Origin of the sequence: Microvirga solisilvae, from assembly GCF_022808595.1 — a bacterium.
GTDB lineage: Bacteria > Pseudomonadota > Alphaproteobacteria > Rhizobiales > Beijerinckiaceae > Microvirga > Microvirga solisilvae.
Window position 1 is genome coordinate 94,113 of record NZ_JAKUCN010000005.1, and the last position, 14,433, is coordinate 108,545.

General features: G+C 62.8%; 15 protein-coding genes. 3 read left to right on the forward strand and 12 right to left on the reverse strand.

Annotated elements, in window-relative coordinates; genetic code table 11:
• Positions 1-4: 4 nt before the first annotated feature.
• From MJ639_RS11755 to MJ639_RS11790, 8 genes are all read right to left on the reverse strand, one after another.
• Positions 5-268 (reverse strand): hypothetical protein, encoded by a 264-nt coding sequence (locus MJ639_RS11755; protein WP_243372376.1) that lies wholly within the window; start codon positions 266-268, stop codon positions 5-7.
• Complete coding sequence (gene ppdK, locus MJ639_RS11760) at positions 268-2,946, reverse strand: pyruvate, phosphate dikinase (RefSeq protein ID WP_243372378.1); 2,679 nt, start codon at positions 2,944-2,946, stop codon at positions 268-270. Before ppdK ends, MJ639_RS11755 begins: the two co-directional genes overlap by 1 nt.
• 154 nt (positions 2,947-3,100) lie before the next feature.
• Positions 3,101-3,415 carry a hypothetical protein gene (locus MJ639_RS11765; RefSeq protein ID WP_243372380.1) on the reverse strand — a complete coding sequence of 105 codons (315 nt, stop codon included), beginning with the start codon at positions 3,413-3,415 and terminating at the stop codon, positions 3,101-3,103.
• Positions 3,416-3,426: 11 nt separating this feature from the next.
• On the reverse strand, positions 3,427-3,747 hold the full coding sequence (locus tag MJ639_RS11770) for a hypothetical protein (RefSeq protein WP_243372382.1): 321 nt from the start codon (positions 3,745-3,747) through the stop codon (positions 3,427-3,429).
• Positions 3,748-3,771: 24 nt separating this feature from the next.
• Positions 3,772-4,419 carry a L,D-transpeptidase gene (locus MJ639_RS11775; protein ID WP_243372384.1) on the reverse strand — a complete coding sequence of 216 codons (648 nt, stop codon included), beginning with the start codon at positions 4,417-4,419 and terminating at the stop codon, positions 3,772-3,774.
• 96 nt (positions 4,420-4,515) lie between these two features.
• Positions 4,516-6,765: a glycine--tRNA ligase subunit beta gene (glyS, locus tag MJ639_RS11780; protein ID WP_243372394.1), complete on the reverse strand. Its 2,250-nt coding sequence runs from the start codon at positions 6,763-6,765 to the stop codon at positions 4,516-4,518.
• Between the two features lie 47 nt (positions 6,766-6,812).
• Positions 6,813-7,754, reverse strand: a complete 942-nt coding sequence (locus MJ639_RS11785; RefSeq protein WP_243372402.1) for a glycine--tRNA ligase subunit alpha — start codon at positions 7,752-7,754, stop codon at positions 6,813-6,815.
• A 76-nt stretch (positions 7,755-7,830) separates the two neighbouring features.
• Positions 7,831-8,715, reverse strand: a complete 885-nt coding sequence (locus MJ639_RS11790) for a S49 family peptidase (protein WP_243372411.1) — start codon at positions 8,713-8,715, stop codon at positions 7,831-7,833.
• 177 nt (positions 8,716-8,892) lie between these two features.
• On the opposite strand from MJ639_RS11790, the gene MJ639_RS11795 reads away from it, so the two are divergent.
• A complete protein-coding gene (locus MJ639_RS11795) occupies positions 8,893-9,213 on the forward strand; it encodes a hypothetical protein (RefSeq protein WP_243372413.1) in 321 nt (106 codons plus the stop codon).
• Positions 9,214-9,243: 30 nt separating this feature from the next.
• Here the strand turns inward: MJ639_RS11795 and MJ639_RS11800 are convergent, their stop codons facing one another.
• Both MJ639_RS11800 and MJ639_RS11805 read right to left on the reverse strand, forming a co-directional pair.
• Entirely contained in the window at positions 9,244-9,984 is a 741-nt protein-coding gene (locus MJ639_RS11800; RefSeq protein ID WP_243372429.1) for a tRNA1(Val) (adenine(37)-N6)-methyltransferase, read from the reverse strand.
• The gene (locus MJ639_RS11805) at positions 9,977-10,201 is read right to left on the reverse strand and encodes a putative signal transducing protein (RefSeq protein ID WP_243372431.1); all 225 of its coding nucleotides are present in this window, start codon (positions 10,199-10,201) and stop codon (positions 9,977-9,979) included. The genes MJ639_RS11800 and MJ639_RS11805 overlap by 8 nt, the downstream gene beginning before the upstream one ends.
• A gap of 113 nt (positions 10,202-10,314) precedes the next feature.
• Between MJ639_RS11805 and MJ639_RS11810 the strand changes: the two genes are divergently transcribed.
• Complete coding sequence (locus tag MJ639_RS11810; protein WP_243372433.1) at positions 10,315-11,334, forward strand: polyprenyl synthetase family protein; 1,020 nt, start codon at positions 10,315-10,317, stop codon at positions 11,332-11,334.
• A gap of 358 nt (positions 11,335-11,692) precedes the next feature.
• Positions 11,693-12,496 carry a MetQ/NlpA family ABC transporter substrate-binding protein gene (locus tag MJ639_RS11815; RefSeq protein ID WP_243372435.1) on the forward strand — a complete coding sequence of 268 codons (804 nt, stop codon included), beginning with the start codon at positions 11,693-11,695 and terminating at the stop codon, positions 12,494-12,496.
• A gap of 80 nt (positions 12,497-12,576) precedes the next feature.
• Here MJ639_RS11815 and MJ639_RS11820 read toward each other — a convergent pair whose 3' ends face one another.
• Both MJ639_RS11820 and MJ639_RS11825 read right to left on the reverse strand, forming a co-directional pair.
• Complete coding sequence (locus MJ639_RS11820; RefSeq protein ID WP_243372437.1) at positions 12,577-13,470, reverse strand: hypothetical protein; 894 nt, start codon at positions 13,468-13,470, stop codon at positions 12,577-12,579.
• An 86-nt stretch (positions 13,471-13,556) separates the two neighbouring features.
• Positions 13,557-14,429, reverse strand: coding sequence for a 4-(cytidine 5'-diphospho)-2-C-methyl-D-erythritol kinase (locus tag MJ639_RS11825; protein ID WP_243372439.1), 873 nt, complete (start codon positions 14,427-14,429; stop codon positions 13,557-13,559).
• Positions 14,430-14,433 lie beyond the last annotated feature (4 nt).

Here is a 14,433-nt window from a genome sequence, read left to right on the forward strand (position 1 = left end):
CCCCTTATAGCGCTGTCATCAGCGTCACGATGATGCCCGCGCCGATCACAGCGACGAAGCGGTCGCCCATGGTGAGCGGCTCGGTCCGGCCCTGAGCCGCCAATTGCCCGATGACAAGATCGATCACGAGAGACACGGCGAAGGGCCACGCGGCAGGCGGGACAGCCAATTGCTGCCATTCGGGCTTGGCCCGCACGAGGAAGCCAATGACGACACCGGCAACCAGCACCGCGCTGATATAGAGAAGTTTCACACGCGACAAAGTCATTACGCCTGGCTCGCTGCCTTGTTGCCCAACGCCGCCTGCGCCGCCGCGAGACGCGCGATCGGCACGCGATACGGCGAGCAGGACACGTAGTCGAGTCCAACCGACTGGCAGAAATGGATCGAAGCCGGATCACCGCCATGCTCGCCGCAGATGCCGAGCTTGATGTCCGAACGCGTCTTCTTACCGCGCTCGGCCGCGAGCTTCACCAATTCGCCCACGCCCTCCTGGTCGATGGTGACGAACGGATCCGCAGGCAGCAGGCCTTTCTGCGTATACGGGCCGAGGAACGAAGCCGCGTCGTCGCGCGAGATGCCGAGCGTCGTCTGCGTGAGGTCGTTGGTGCCGAAGGAGAAGAACTCCGCCGATTCCGCGATTTCGCCGGCACGAAGAGCCGCGCGCGGCAGTTCGATCATCGTGCCGACCTGATAATCGACCTTTACGCCGCTTTCCTTGGATACCGCATCCGCCATGGCGACGATGCGGTCCTTCACGAGATCGAGTTCCGCCTTGGTCATCACGAGCGGGACCATCACCTCCGGCACGACAGGCTTGCCAGTGCTGCGGCCCGCTTCCACCGCTGCCTCGAAGATGGCGCGCGCCTGCATTTCGGCGATTTCAGGATAAGCCACGGCGAGACGGCAGCCGCGGAAGCCGAGCATCGGGTTGAACTCGTGCAGTTCAGCCGCACGGCGCTTCAACTTGTCGACGGAGGCGTTCATGGCCTTCGCCACATCCGCCATCTCTTCTTCCGAATGCGGCAGGAACTCGTGCAGCGGGGGATCGAGCAGGCGGATCGTGACGGGAAGCCCGCTCATGATCGTGAACAGCTCGACGAAGTCCTTGCGCTGCATCGGCAGCAGCTTCGCAAGCGCTGCGCGACGTCCGGCCTCGTCATCGGAAAGGATCATCTCGCGCACCGCGATGATGCGGTCGCCCTCGAAGAACATGTGCTCCGTGCGGCAAAGGCCGATGCCCTCCGCGCCGAAAGTGCGCGCGGTCTTCGCATCGAGCGGTGTTTCCGCATTGGCGCGCACCTTCATGCGGCGTACCTTGTCGGCCCAACCCATGAGCGTTGCGAACTCGCCGGAGAGCTCCGGCTCCAGCATCTTCACCTGGCCGAGCAGCACCTGGCCGTTCGAGCCGTCGATGGTAAGCACGTCGCCCTTCTTCAGCACCTGGCCTGCGACAGTCATGGTCTGCGCGGCGTAATCGACGCGGATCGAGCCAGCACCCGACACGCAGGGCTTGCCCATGCCACGCGCCACCACGGCGGCGTGCGAGGTCATGCCACCGCGCGTGGTCAGAATGCCTTCAGCCGCATGCATGCCGTGAATGTCTTCCGGCGATGTTTCGACGCGCACGAGAATGACCTTGCGGCCTGCCTTCTTCGCAGCTTCCGCATCGTCCGAATTGAACACGATCTCTCCGCTCGCCGCGCCCGGCGATGCGGGCAGGCCCGATGCGATGATCTTGCGCTCGGCCTTCGGATCGATGGTCGGGTGCAAAAGCTGATCGAGAGCCGCGGGCTCGACGCGGGTGATCGCCTCTTCCTGCGTGATCAGGCCCTCGGATGCCAGCTCAACCGCGATGCGGAGCGCAGCCTTCGCGGTGCGCTTGCCGTTGCGGGTCTGAAGCATCCAGAGCTTGCCCTTCTCCACCGTGAATTCCATGTCCTGCATGTCACGGTAGTGCTTCTCGAGAATGCCGTAGATGCGCACCAGCTCGGCATAAGCCTGCGGCATCGCGTTTTCCATGGACGGCTTATCGGAGCCGGATGCGATGCGGGCTGCTTCCGTGATGTCCTGCGGCGTGCGGATGCCCGCCACCACGTCTTCGCCCTGTGCGTTGATGAGGAATTCGCCGTAAAGCAGCTTCTCGCCTGTCGAGGGATTGCGGGTGAAGGCGACGCCGGTGGCGGAAGTCTCGCCCATATTGCCGAACACCATGGCCTGAACGTTCACCGCCGTGCCCCAGCTCGCGGGGATGGAATGCAGCTCGCGATACTTGATCGCGCGGCTGTTCATCCACGATCCGAACACGGCGCCGATGGCGCCCCATAGCTGCTCCTGCGGATCCTGCGGGAACGGCTTGCCGAGTTCCTTCTGCACGAGATCCTTGTAGCGCGGCAGAATGGCCTTCCAGTCCTGCGCCGTCATATCCGTGTCGAGGGTATAGCCTTTACGGTCCTTGTACTCGTCGAGCACTTCCTCGAAATGATGGTGGCCGATATCGAGCACCACGTTGGAATACATGGTGATGAAGCGGCGATAGGAATCATAGGCAAAGCGCTCGTCGCCAGCGCCCTTGGCCAGCGCCTCGACGGTCACGTCGTTGAGGCCGAGATTGAGCACCGTGTCCATCATGCCGGGCATCGACGCGCGCGCGCCGGAGCGGACGGAAACGAGAAGCGGATTAGCGGCATCGCCGAAGGTGCGGCCCGTGAGCTTGCCCACGAACTGAAGAGCATTCTCGACCTGGGCTTTCAACTCCTGCGGATAGGCGCGGCCATGGTCGTAGTAATAGGTGCAGACTTCCGTGGTGATGGTGAAGCCCGGGGGAACCGGCAGTCCCAGATTGGACATCTCGGCGAGGTTGGCGCCCTTGCCGCCGAGCAGGTTCTTCATCCCCGCCTGGCCCTCGGCCTTACCGTCTCCGAAGGTGTAAACCCACTGCGTCATCGCTAGACCCCTTGGCTCGTGAACGTCCTGCTGCAGGCAGGTGTTGGCTTGAAGCATGTAGAGCCCAAACGCAAGCTGAACAGCCAAGGTTCCTTCGTTACAAAACGGCCCAAAAGACTAGTCAATTCGGAGGGGGTAGCCCTGGCAGATCGCCTTAGCGGCGGGTCAGCAGCCAGGCAAAGAAAGCCGCGCCGATGACGATGAAGGCGCCGGCGGGATAGGCATAGCCCCACCAGCCTTGCAGCAGGAAACCGAATTGCAGGCCGTGGACGGCAAAGAGCAAGGCAAAGAACGAAGCCCAGAGCACCGGGAAGCCGATGAAGATGATGCCAAGCTCCTTCCCGCTATGCGCGCCCGAACCGAACACGCCGTATTGGCCGAGGATTTCGGCGCCGTTCCAGGCAGCCGATCCGCTGATCGCGGCATAGATGAGCGTAACGGCGAGAAGCCCGAGAAGATCGACGGTCATGCGGCTGGTTTTCAGAGAACGAAGAACACGAAGTAGACGGCAAAAACCGCGAGGAAGATCACAGGTGCGATCAGGTAGATCCAGCGTGTCTCGAATACGGGAAGCAGCGTGCCCTTTCGCGTCGCCAGCAGCAACGCAAAGGTGATGAACCAGAACAGCGGATGGTAGACGAGAACGGCCTCCAACCCCCGCGTGAAGCCGCAATCGACAGCAGGTCCCGAGCATGTATCGATGAGGCGCGGAGCCCAATCGGCAGCGACCCAGGACGCCGCGCCCGAGACGATGGCATAAAACAAAACGATGCCGGCCGTTCTGAAAAGAGCGCCCAGCATCGTTCTCAATCCTTCACGGTGAACTTAGACGCGATAACGCCCGTTGCGCTTCACGTAGACCGTGGTGCCGACGGGAACGCGCTCGTAGAGATCGACCACGTCTTCGTTGAGCATGCGCACGCAGCCGGAAGAGAGCTGCTCGCCGATGCTCCAGGGCTCGTTGGTGCCGTGGATGCGGAAGAGAATGTCCGCGCCGTTTTGGTAGAGATAGAGCGCGCGCGCGCCGAGCGGATTGTCGAGACCGGCCTCGCGGTGCTCCGGCAGATCTGGGTTGATGCCCTTCATGGTCTTGGTGGGGCGCCAGGACGGCCACACGCCCTTGCGGCCGACGGATGCCACACCCTTCCAGGAGAAGCCCTGCTTGCCGACGCCGACGCCGTAGCGGATCGCCTTCTTGTCGGGCTGCACGAGATAGAGCATGCGGTCGTCGATATCGACCACGATGGAGCCGGGCTTTTCAGGACCCTCGTAATTCACCGTCTGACGGGCGTATTTCGCGTCCATGCGGCTTCGATCGACGAGCGGAACATCGAACGGCTTGTCGGGCATGGAGCCGATATACCAAGCGGCATCCTCGGTGGCCGCGGCCTCGATGGGCGCGGGCTGCTGGGCGGTTTGGCAAGCGGTGAGAGAGGCGCAAAGAGCTGCGCCGAGAAGCAGGCGACGGATCATGGAGAATCTACCGAAAAAGGTGTTGCCGACTACCTAGAGCCACGAGGGGCCTTTGGCTGTGCCCCTCGTGCAACACCTTAATGGGAATTAACTCTATTACCCTTCGATCCGGGAGAAATCGGCCACCGTACGGGTCGCCTCGCGGATGCTGTTGAGGAGCCGCAGGCGGTTCTCGCGGAGAACCGGATCCTCCGCATTGACCGTGACCTTGTCGAAAAACGCGTCCACGGGCTGCCGCAGACGGGACAAAGCCCGCATCGCGCCCTCGAAATCTTCCGCTTCGACGGCCTTTTGCGCTTCTTCCTTAGCGCCGTTGAGAACGACCGCGAGGGCCTTCTCCTCGATCTGCCCCTGGGCATTCACGATTTCGAGATCGGGCGCCTCGTTATAGGCGCGCCCGTCCTTCTTCTCCTCGATGCGCAGGATATTGGCAGCGCGGCGATAGCCCGCGAGCAGGTTCGCCCCGTCCTCCGTATCGAGGAAGCGGCCGAGCGCTTCAACGCGGCGGACGATCATGAGCAGGTCATCCTGGCCTTCAAGCGCGAACACGGCATCGATGAGATCGTGACGCGCGCCCTGATCGCGGAGGTAGACTTTCAGGCGGTCGGCGAAGAAGGAGAGGAGATCAACCCCAAGGTCCCTATTACCGAAGAATTCTCTCGCATCCTCAAGCTCGATCGCCTTCGTTCCGCCGCCAAACTTTATGGCAGCTTCCTCCAGCTCTTCACTGCGCATCTTCTCAGCGATAGTCTCGATGTCCTCCAGCTCACTTAGGCGAGAGCGGAGATAGCTGACATACTGATGCATCGCGCTTGCATAGAACGCTGGCTCAGAAATCTTCAGGCGCAAATTGTTATCAATCACCAACCTGATCACACCCAACGCCGCACGGCGCAGTGCGTAAGGGTCCTTCGATCCCGTCGGCTTCTCATCAATCGCCCAGAAGCCCACGAGCGTGTCGATCTTATCGGCGAGCGCCACGGCGACCGAGACAGGATCGGTCGGCACGCGGTCGGAGGGACCGAGCGGCTTGTAGTGTTCTTCGATGGCGGCGGCGACTGACGGGTTCTCACCCTGCAACGTCGCGTAGTAACGCCCCATGAGGCCCTGCAGCTCGGGGAACTCTCCGACCATTTCGGTGACGAGATCGGCCTTGGCGAGACGTGCCGCGCGCTCAGCAAGAGCAGCATCTGCACCGACGATGGGTGCCAACTCTTTTGCGAGCGCCGCGATACGTTCCACGCGTTCGTATTGCGTGCCGAGCTTCTCGTGGAAGACGATGTTCTTCAGCTTCTCGAGACGCTCTTCCAGCTTCACCTTCTGGTCCGTCTCCCAGAAGAACTTGGCGTCGGAGAGGCGCGCGCGCACCACGCGCTCATTGCCGCTGACAATCGTCTTGCCGCCATCGCTCGCGATGAGGTTCGAGGTGAGCAGGAACTTGTTGGCGAGACCGCCCGTCTTCGGATCGCGCAGTACGAAGCATTTCTGGTTCGCGCGGATGGTGGTGCGGATCACTTCCGGCGGAATGTCTAGGAAGGCTTCGTCGAAGGAGCCCATGAGCACCACGGGCCATTCCACGAGGCCGGCGACTTCTTCGAGCAGACCTTCATCCTCGACGAGTTCGAGGCCTTGCGCGAAGGCTAGGTCCTTCGCGTCGTGCAGGATCATGTCCTTGCGGCGATCCGCATCGAGCACGACTTTCGCGCGCTCCAGAGCAGGCGCATAATCATCAAAACGCTTCACGCGGATTTCGCCCGGCGCGAGGAAGCGGTGGCCATAGGTGACATCGCTGGACGCGATGCCGTCGACATCGAAGCGCACGATTTCCGGATCTTCGGTCTCAGGGCCGAAGGTGCAGAGGATCGATTGCAGCGGACGCACCCAGCGCAAGGAACCGGCTTCCGCGGAAGCAGCACCCCAGCGCATGGATTTCGGCCACGGGAATGCCTTGATGATCTGCGGCAGGATCTCGGCGAGCACATCCGTCGTCGCGCGGCCCGGCTTCTCGATAAGGGCGACATAGAACTCGCCCTTCTTCGGATCGCTTTCGATCTTCGCCTGATCGAGCGAGGTGAGGCCTGCGCCTTTCAGGAAGCCCTGGATCGCCGCATCGGGCGAGCCCACGCGCGGACCTTTGCGCTCCTCACGCACGTCCTGGCCCTTCACGGGCAAGCCCATGATGGTGAGCGCGAGACGGCGCGGCGTGGCGAAAGCCTGCGCGCCCTCATAAAGGAAGCCGCGCTCCACCAGCGCATCGGTGACAAGCTTCTTCAAATCCTCCGCCGCACGGCGCTGCATGCGGGCGGGAATTTCTTCGGAAAAGAGTTCAAGGAGAAGATCGGGCATGGGAGTATGAAATCTGAGTGTTGAGGGAACGGGTGAGTGCGTGGCTTTTAAGCAGCCATGCCCCCGCCCTCGGTCTTCAGCCATGCCGCGCCGCAGGCTTTCGCCAGTTCGCGAACGCGCAGGATGTAGCTCTGACGCTCGGTGACGGAGATCACGCCGCGCGAGTCGAGCAGGTTGAACATGTGGCTGGCCTTGATGCACTGGTCATAGGCCGGCAGCGCCATGAGGTGACGGCTGTCATTGGAGCCCTCTTTCGGCTCGCCCGCTTCGAGATATTTGCGGCACGCGGCTTCCGCGTCGCGGAAATGGCGGAACAGCATTTCCGTGTCGGCATGTTCGAAATTGTGGCGCGAATATTCCTGCTCGGCCTGCTGGAACACCTGCGCATAGGTGACCTTCCGGTCACCTTCGAGGCCGTTGAAGTTGAGATCGTAGATCGACTCCACCCCCTGCAGATACATGGCGAGACGCTCAAGTCCGTAGGTCAACTCGCCCGCGACCGGCGAGCACTCGAAACCCGCCACCTGCTGGAAGTAGGTGAACTGCGACACTTCCATGCCGTCGCACCAGCATTCCCAGCCGAGCCCCCAGGCGCCCAGCGTCGGGCTTTCCCAATCGTCCTCGACGAAGCGGATGTCATGCACGCCGGTGTCGATGCCGATGGCCTTCAGCGAGCCGAGATAGAGTTCCTGCAGGTTCGGCGGGTTCGGCTTCAGGATCACCTGGAACTGGTAATAGTGCTGAAGGCGGTTCGGGTTCTCGCCGTAGCGCCCGTCCTTCGGACGGCGGGATGGCTGCACATAGGCCGCGCGCCAGGGCTTGGGGCCGAGCGCCCGCAGCGTCGTCGCCGGGTGGAAGGTGCCCGCGCCCATTTCCATGTCGTAGGGCTGCAGGATGACGCAGCCCTGCTCCGCCCAATAGCGCTGGAGCGTGAGAATCAGGCCCTGGAAAGAGCGCGCAGGGTTCATGTGCGCGGGTTCGCTCGTCATGAATGGCGTCCGGTCTTGATGAAAATGTCAGCCGAACCCTTGGGATGACGGGCTGTCTAAGTCAAGCGCGGGGTGCTTACAGCCCCAGCCGCGCCCAGGCCGCCTTCTCCTCCAGCGCCCCCACCACCTCGGCGGGGTCGATGAGGCCGCCCCCGGTCACGGCGCGGCGGCCGATGAGGCGGGCGATCAGCGGCGGACGGGCGGGCTCGATCATGCGGAACTGCACGTCCTCGCCGAAGCGCTGGCGAATGATGGAACGGACATCGCCAAGGCCGTCGATGAGGCCGAGATCCAGGGCCTCAGCCCCCACCCAGAAGGTGCCGGAGAAGAGATCCTCATAGGAATCGTTGAGCTTTTCCCCCCGGCGGGTCTTCACCAGATCCACGAAGACCTCGTGAATCCTGCGCTGTAGGCTCTTCAGGCGTGCCACGTCCTCCGGGTTTTCCGGCCGGAACGGGTCGAGCATCGCCTTGTTCTCGCCTGCCGTGTGGACACGCCGCTCCACACCGATCCGGTTAATCAGCTCCTGGAACCCGAAACTCGCCGACACCACGCCGATGGAACCGACAATGGAGGCCGGATCGGCATAAATCTCGTCCGCCGCGCACGCGATCATGTAGCCGCCCGAGGCCGCCGCATCTTCCACGAAGGCGAGGACCGGGATCTTCTTCTCCTCCGAGAGCGCGCGGATGCGCTTGAAGATCAGGTGCGACTGGGCCGCCGACCCGCCGGGCGAATTGACGACGATGGCCACCGCCTTGGCGCCGGGCACGGAGAAGGCCCGATCCAGCATGGACGCCACGTTCGACATGGCGAGGCCAGAGCGGAACGGCGTGACGGCCCCGATGGCGCCTGCCAGCCGCATCACAGGCACGATGGGTTTCCGATACGTGCGGTAACGGCTGGGGAGGAGGAACTGAAGGCGGGCCGGAAGGAGGGAGAGGAGAGATGTCTGAGCCATGGCCTTCATGTAGTGCGGGCGGCCAGGGTTCCCAAGGCAACGGCTCCCAAGATGAACATACCGTTAGGGAAAGTTTCGGCCTTCGTTCAGTTAAGCCCGTTTAAAGATTCAGCATGGACAACATCCAGCCATGCCCCGCCTCAAGCCCTCTATGAGCGGGTACAAGGAGAAAATGACATGCGTAAGCTGCTGATCGGTCTTCTCGGTTTCGCCACCCTTGGCCTGGGCGCCCTGTCGTCCGCGCCTGCCGAGGCCCAGCCCTATTACGGTTACCGCCGTCCGGCCGTCGAATACCATGCCGGCCCCGTCGTCGTACGCCATGAATACGGTCGTCCGCATCGTTATGACCGCCGCTATTACCGCCCTGCCCCGGTCTACCGCCCGGTCCGCACGGTCCGCCGCTGCTGGACCGAGCCGCGCCGGGTCTGGACCAACTACGGCTGGGTCCGCCGTCCGGTCGAGGTCTGCCGCACTGTCCGCAGGCCTGCACGCTGGTAACAAGAGCAAGGGCGCCTCTGGCGCCCTTTTTCATAGGAGATCGGCCTCTCCGAGATGCAGCGCCTCGGCCTGAGGCGTGAAGCGCCCATCCGGACCGTTGAGGATGAGCGGCGGCAAGATGCTCAAAGGAGCCCGGCTGCCCTTGATGCCCGAAATCAGGACGCGGATGGCCGGCTTGTCGGCACTGGGGTGCACGGAACGCAGGCCGATGCCTCCCAACCGGCCATCGAGCCCCGCAAGGCATTCGGCCACTTTATCGGCCCGGTGAATCAGCACGAATTGCCCCTTGGGCCTGAGCAGGTTCACGCAGGCCTTCAACCAAGCCTCCAGCCCGCCCGACGGCAGGGCATGGGCAGCCGCCTTCCCCTGATCAGGCGAGATTCGCGCCTGTCCTTCTTCCAGAAAGGGAGGATTCGTTAGAACCACGTCGACGCTCTCCGGGCGCAGGCCCGCCTCATGGCGGGAGGCCTTGTCCAGGAGGTCGGCCACGAAAATATCGGCCTCGATCTCGTTCTCCCGGCAGTTCAGGCGGCAGAGTTCGGCTAGACCGGGATCGCGCTCCACGAAACCCAAGTTCACGCCCGCGACCCTTGCTGCCACCATGAGCCCCACCGCGCCGGTGGCTGCGCCGATGTCGAGCACTTTGTCGCCGGGCTTCACTGGCGCGGCAGCCGCGAGCAGCACCGCATCCGTACCGGCGCGATGCCCCTTGGCGGGCTGGACGAGGGAGACACGCCCGCCGAGCAGACAATCTTTCGTGATCTCATTCATGACGCAACTCGGCCTCGAGGCCCGCATCCCGGATGAGCTGACGGGCTTCCTGCACATCGTCGTCGGGCACCAGAATGCGCCTGGGAAAGGCTCCGATCATGCCCTCGATGGCGCTGACATGGGCGTCCGCCACCAGAACGTGGATATTGGCGTCCTCCAATAAGGATTGTAGGAAGCCGACCAGAACGAGATCGTTGGTGCGGACGATTTCGACCATCGGCTGACAACCTTCCTTAGCGGCAAGCGTTTGCATTGCAGCATGGAAAATGCCATGCCACGGTAATCAATATTCCTACCGGCCATGACAGCCGGCAACCCGGGTTTCAACACGTGGGCGTCGTCGTTCCCTTCGAAGAGAAGCATCCCGAGAAGAATGCGAGCATCGAGAAGCTCGTCTCCCTTGTGGCCGGCGATATGCAGCGGGTCAATGCGATGATCCTGTCGCGCACGGGATCCGAGGTGACGATGATTCCCGAGGTGGCGAACCACCTCATCTCCTCAGGCGGGAAGCGCCTGCGCCCCATGCTGACGCTGGCCACCGCCGGTCTCTCCGAATATGAGGGCGACGGGCACGTGAAGCTCGCGGCCGCCGTCGAATTCATGCACACGGCCACCCTCCTCCACGACGACGTGGTGGACGAGAGCGACATGCGCCGGGGCAAGATCGCCGCCCGCATCAAGTGGGGCAACGAGGCAAGCGTGCTCGTGGGCGATTTCCTGCTCGGCCAGGCCTTCCGCATGATGGTGGAAGTGGGCTCGATGCGTGCCCTCGACATTCTTTCCGCCGCCGCGACCATCATCGCCGAGGGCGAGGTGATGCAGCTCGCCGCCGCCAAGAATACCGAGACTACGGAAGACGAATATCTCGCGGTCATTCGCGGCAAGACGGCGGAACTCTTCGCCGCCGCCTGCGAGGTCGGCCCCGTCATCGCCAACCGCCCGAAGGCCGAGCAGACCGCCTGCCGCTCCTACGGCATGAATCTCGGCATCGCCTTCCAGCTCATCGACGACGCGCTCGATTACGGCGGCAAGGCCGCGACGCTGGGCAAGAACGTGGGCGACGATTTCCGCGAAGGAAAGATCACGCTGCCCGTGGTTCTCTCCTTCCGCCGCGGCACGGACGAGGAGCGCGCCTTCTGGAAGCGCGTGCTCGAACAGGGCGACATCCAGGACGGCGATCTCGAACAGGCGATCGCCATCATGCGCCGCCACAAGGCGCTGGAGGATACTGTCGAGCGTGCGCGCCATTACGGATCCATGGCCCGCGATGCGCTCGCCCTCTTCCCGTCGAGCCCGATGAAGCAGGCCCTGCTGGAGACGGTCGATTTCTGCATCGCCCGTGCGTACTGAGCATAGCTGCACTGTTCTTTTTACAGAACACTTCGGTTGACATAAAATCCGGCCCGTATAAAAAGGTCCCTGTCCTGAGGCGCTCAACACCGCCTCAAGGCCGCGGTGATTTGAGACGAGCAGCTTGCCCCGCGTGATCAAAGGCTAAAGCGCCACGAGCGGCCTCCGCCTCGTGGTTCACGAGGAACGACGGGCTATGACGCGAACGACTTTCACAATGGCATTCATGCAGAGCCGAGAGCCCTTGCTGGCTGAAGGCTGTCGTCGCTTCCACGCCTGACCTTTCTCTCTCCTAACCAGAACCACATGTCCGGCTTCAAGTTGAAGCCTGGACGCACTTTGCCCGAAAGGTACTCCCATGTCCGTTTTCACCCGTCGCACCATCCTGTCCGCGACCATCGCGATCGCCGCCCTCACTGCGGCGCTGCCTGCTGCCGCTCAGCAGAAGAGCATCAAGGTCGGCGTCATGTCCGGCGCCGAGGAAGAAGTGGCGCAGGTCGTCAAGAAGGTCGCCGCCACCAAGGGCCTCGACGTTCAGCTCGTGCCCTTCTCCGATTATGCCCTCGTGAACGAGGCGCTGGAGCGTAAGGACCTCGACGCGAACGCCTTCCAGCACAAGCCCTATCTCGATGCGCAGATCGCTGCGCGCGGCTACAAGATCACTCCCGTCGGCTTCACCTTCGTGCAGCCGATCGGTCTCTACTCGAAGAAGGTGAAGGCCGTTGCCGACCTGCCCAAGGGCGCGAAGGTCGGCATCCCGAATGATCCGAGCAATGGCGGCCGCGCGCTCAACCTGCTTGCCGCTCAGGGCATCATCAAGCTGAAGGATGGCAAGGGCCTGTCGCCGAGCCTGCTCGACATCGCCGAGAACCCGAAGAACGTGCAGTTCTCCGAGCTCGATGCAGCCCAGCTGCCGCGCGCCCTGCCCGATCTGGATGCTGCCGTGATCAACACCGACCACGCGATCAACGGCGGTCTCGACATCCGCAGGGACACGATCGCGGTGGAGAAGCGCGAGGGCAATCCTTACGCGAACTTCGTCGCTGCTCGTCAGGGCGACGACCGCGCGGAGATCAAGACCTTCGTGCAATCCTACCAGTCTCCTGAAGTCGCGAAGTTCCTCGACGAGCGCTTCAAGGGCGCGATCATCCCGGCCTGGTAAGAACCAAGACCCGCTGAAAGCAAAAGCCGGATCATCTCAAGATGGTCCGGCTTTTTTTATTTCATCCAACTTGCCGACGCTTATGCGGCAGCGGGAGTTTCGAGTTTCCTCAACAGGCGCGCTGCTCTCACGCGCAATTGCAGATCGGCATCGCTCGACGTGATGGATTCACCCTCAGGTGGAGGCTCTAGGCCATCGGCCATCTCGATGAGCTTGCTGCGCAGGGCAGGATCGTCGAAGCCGAGTTTCTCAGCAGCGAACACAGCGTCGTAGCGCACCCAAGGGTGAGAATCCGCAAAGCCCTTGTCGAGAAACGCGCGCACATCGAGCAGCGGATTTTCGCGCAGTCCCATGAAGCGTATGGCCGTGAAAGCGACACGCCGCACATGGAAGCTTTCCTCGTTGTCCGCGCATTGCTCGATCAGCCCCACTGCGAAACCGAGCCTCTGCTGGGCGATCCGCGATGCGAGCTGGAAAATGCGCACCGGCATCACGATGGAGGATGATGCGATCTCGTCGATCTCTTCCAGGATGGCCAGCGTGTCGTCTGGAACAGAAGATGCTCCCAGCATCGGCTTGAGGATCGCGGCCAGGCTGAAGAAAGCAGCCGTCAGGAGGAGCACGATGGCTTCATGCATCCCGAACGGCGTGAACGTGGCGCGTCCCGTCACGATGGCCGCAAGGCCGAACATCAGCAGATAGAAAATCGCGACGACGACAATCTGTGTGGCGACGGTGAGGAGCACCTGACGCACGGCTTTCCCAACGCTCTCCGTGGACAGGGCATAGGCCCATAGTTCTCGTCGCTCGATGATGGAGGCAGCGGCAAAAATCAGGCCGCCGAGGGGGATGACCCAGAAAGACAGATGACGAGCGCCCGCATAGGCGATGCAGATGAGCCCTGCCAATCCGAGCAGCTTGGGCAAATGCTCGCGCCAGCCGCCCGCGACCTTCAGCGTGTCGTCCGAATCCAAAGTCGTCCCTCCCACCGGAGTGGCGAAACATAATTTTATATCGAAAAAGACTCAATGGCCCCGCAAAGACTTTCGCGGTCAGCCATTTACTCCAGCTCTGTCGCCTCGACCCACCAGTCCGGCTGATCGGCGTGAATGGCCCGAGCGGCCTCCGCCGCGCTACGGGGATCGTCGTAGAGCCCGAACACCGTCGCGCCAGAACCCGACATGCGCGCGAGACGGCAACCTTCGGTTTTAGCCACGCATGCGAGTGCGTCACCGATGAGCGGCTGCACCTGACGTGCAGGCGTCTCAAGATCGTTTCGCGCGGATCGCAGATGGTGCAGCAGCGCCTTGAACGAAGCCGTGCTCGCAATGGGATGCGCCACACCCCCCAATGCCTGTCCCGGCTGCAAGCCGAGCGCCTTGAACACCGCAGGTGTTTCAACCGGCACGCGCGGGTTCACCAACACGGCGAAGAGCGGAGGCATCGGCAGCGCAGGCCCGAGTTCATCGCCAATTCCGCGCATCATGCGCGCACGCGGATCAAGGCAGACGGGAACATCCGCGCCCGTGAGGCGCGCGGCCTCCTGCAATGCGGGATGCGAAAGAGGCAGGTCGTTCAACTGTGCCAGCAACCGCAGAGCAGCCGCCCCGTCGGACGAGCCGCCGCCGATCCCGGCAGCAACCGGAAGCCGTTTGACCAGATGGAAGGCACCGACCTTCAGGCCATCGACGCGCTCGGCAAGAAGCCGCGCCGCTTTCAGAACGAGATTGTCCGCGTCGTTTCCCGCAAGCGGCGCTGTCGGACCGCTGACATGCAATGAGAGCTGGGAGTCAGGCACGAGTTGAAGATCGTCGCCGATGCGAGCGAAGGCCACGAGGCTTTCGAGCGCATGATAACCATCCGCCCGCCGCCCCAGCACATGGAGCGTGAGATTGATCTTGGCGGGTGCGCGGGTGGCGAGAGGCTGCGACATGCCT

Bases quoted from the DNA above. Each gene is read 5' to 3' on its own strand.
- MJ639_RS11795 (WP_243372413.1), top strand. From the start codon at position 8,893: ATGCGTAAGCTGCTGATCGGTCTTCTCGGTTTCGCCACCCTTGGCCTG.
- MJ639_RS11765 (WP_243372380.1), bottom strand. From the start codon at position 3,415: ATGACCGTCGATCTTCTCGGGCTTCTCGCCGTTACGCTCATCTATGCC.
- MJ639_RS11790 (WP_243372411.1), bottom strand. From the start codon at position 8,715: ATGGCTCAGACATCTCTCCTCTCCCTCCTTCCGGCCCGCCTTCAGTTC.
- MJ639_RS11775 (WP_243372384.1), bottom strand. From the start codon at position 4,419: ATGATCCGTCGCCTGCTTCTCGGCGCAGCTCTTTGCGCCTCTCTCACC.
- MJ639_RS11755 (WP_243372376.1), bottom strand. From the start codon at position 268: ATGACTTTGTCGCGTGTGAAACTTCTCTATATCAGCGCGGTGCTGGTT.
- glyS (WP_243372394.1), bottom strand. From the start codon at position 6,765: ATGCCCGATCTTCTCCTTGAACTCTTTTCCGAAGAAATTCCCGCCCGC.
- MJ639_RS11770 (WP_243372382.1), bottom strand. From the start codon at position 3,747: ATGCTGGGCGCTCTTTTCAGAACGGCCGGCATCGTTTTGTTTTATGCC.
- MJ639_RS11785 (WP_243372402.1), bottom strand. From the start codon at position 7,754: ATGACGAGCGAACCCGCGCACATGAACCCTGCGCGCTCTTTCCAGGGC.
- MJ639_RS11815 (WP_243372435.1), top strand. From the start codon at position 11,693: ATGTCCGTTTTCACCCGTCGCACCATCCTGTCCGCGACCATCGCGATC.
- MJ639_RS11800 (WP_243372429.1), bottom strand. From the start codon at position 9,984: ATGAATGAGATCACGAAAGATTGTCTGCTCGGCGGGCGTGTCTCCCTC.
- MJ639_RS11805 (WP_243372431.1), bottom strand. From the start codon at position 10,201: ATGGTCGAAATCGTCCGCACCAACGATCTCGTTCTGGTCGGCTTCCTA.
- ppdK (WP_243372378.1), bottom strand. From the start codon at position 2,946: ATGACGCAGTGGGTTTACACCTTCGGAGACGGTAAGGCCGAGGGCCAG.
- MJ639_RS11825 (WP_243372439.1), bottom strand. From the start codon at position 14,429: ATGTCGCAGCCTCTCGCCACCCGCGCACCCGCCAAGATCAATCTCACG.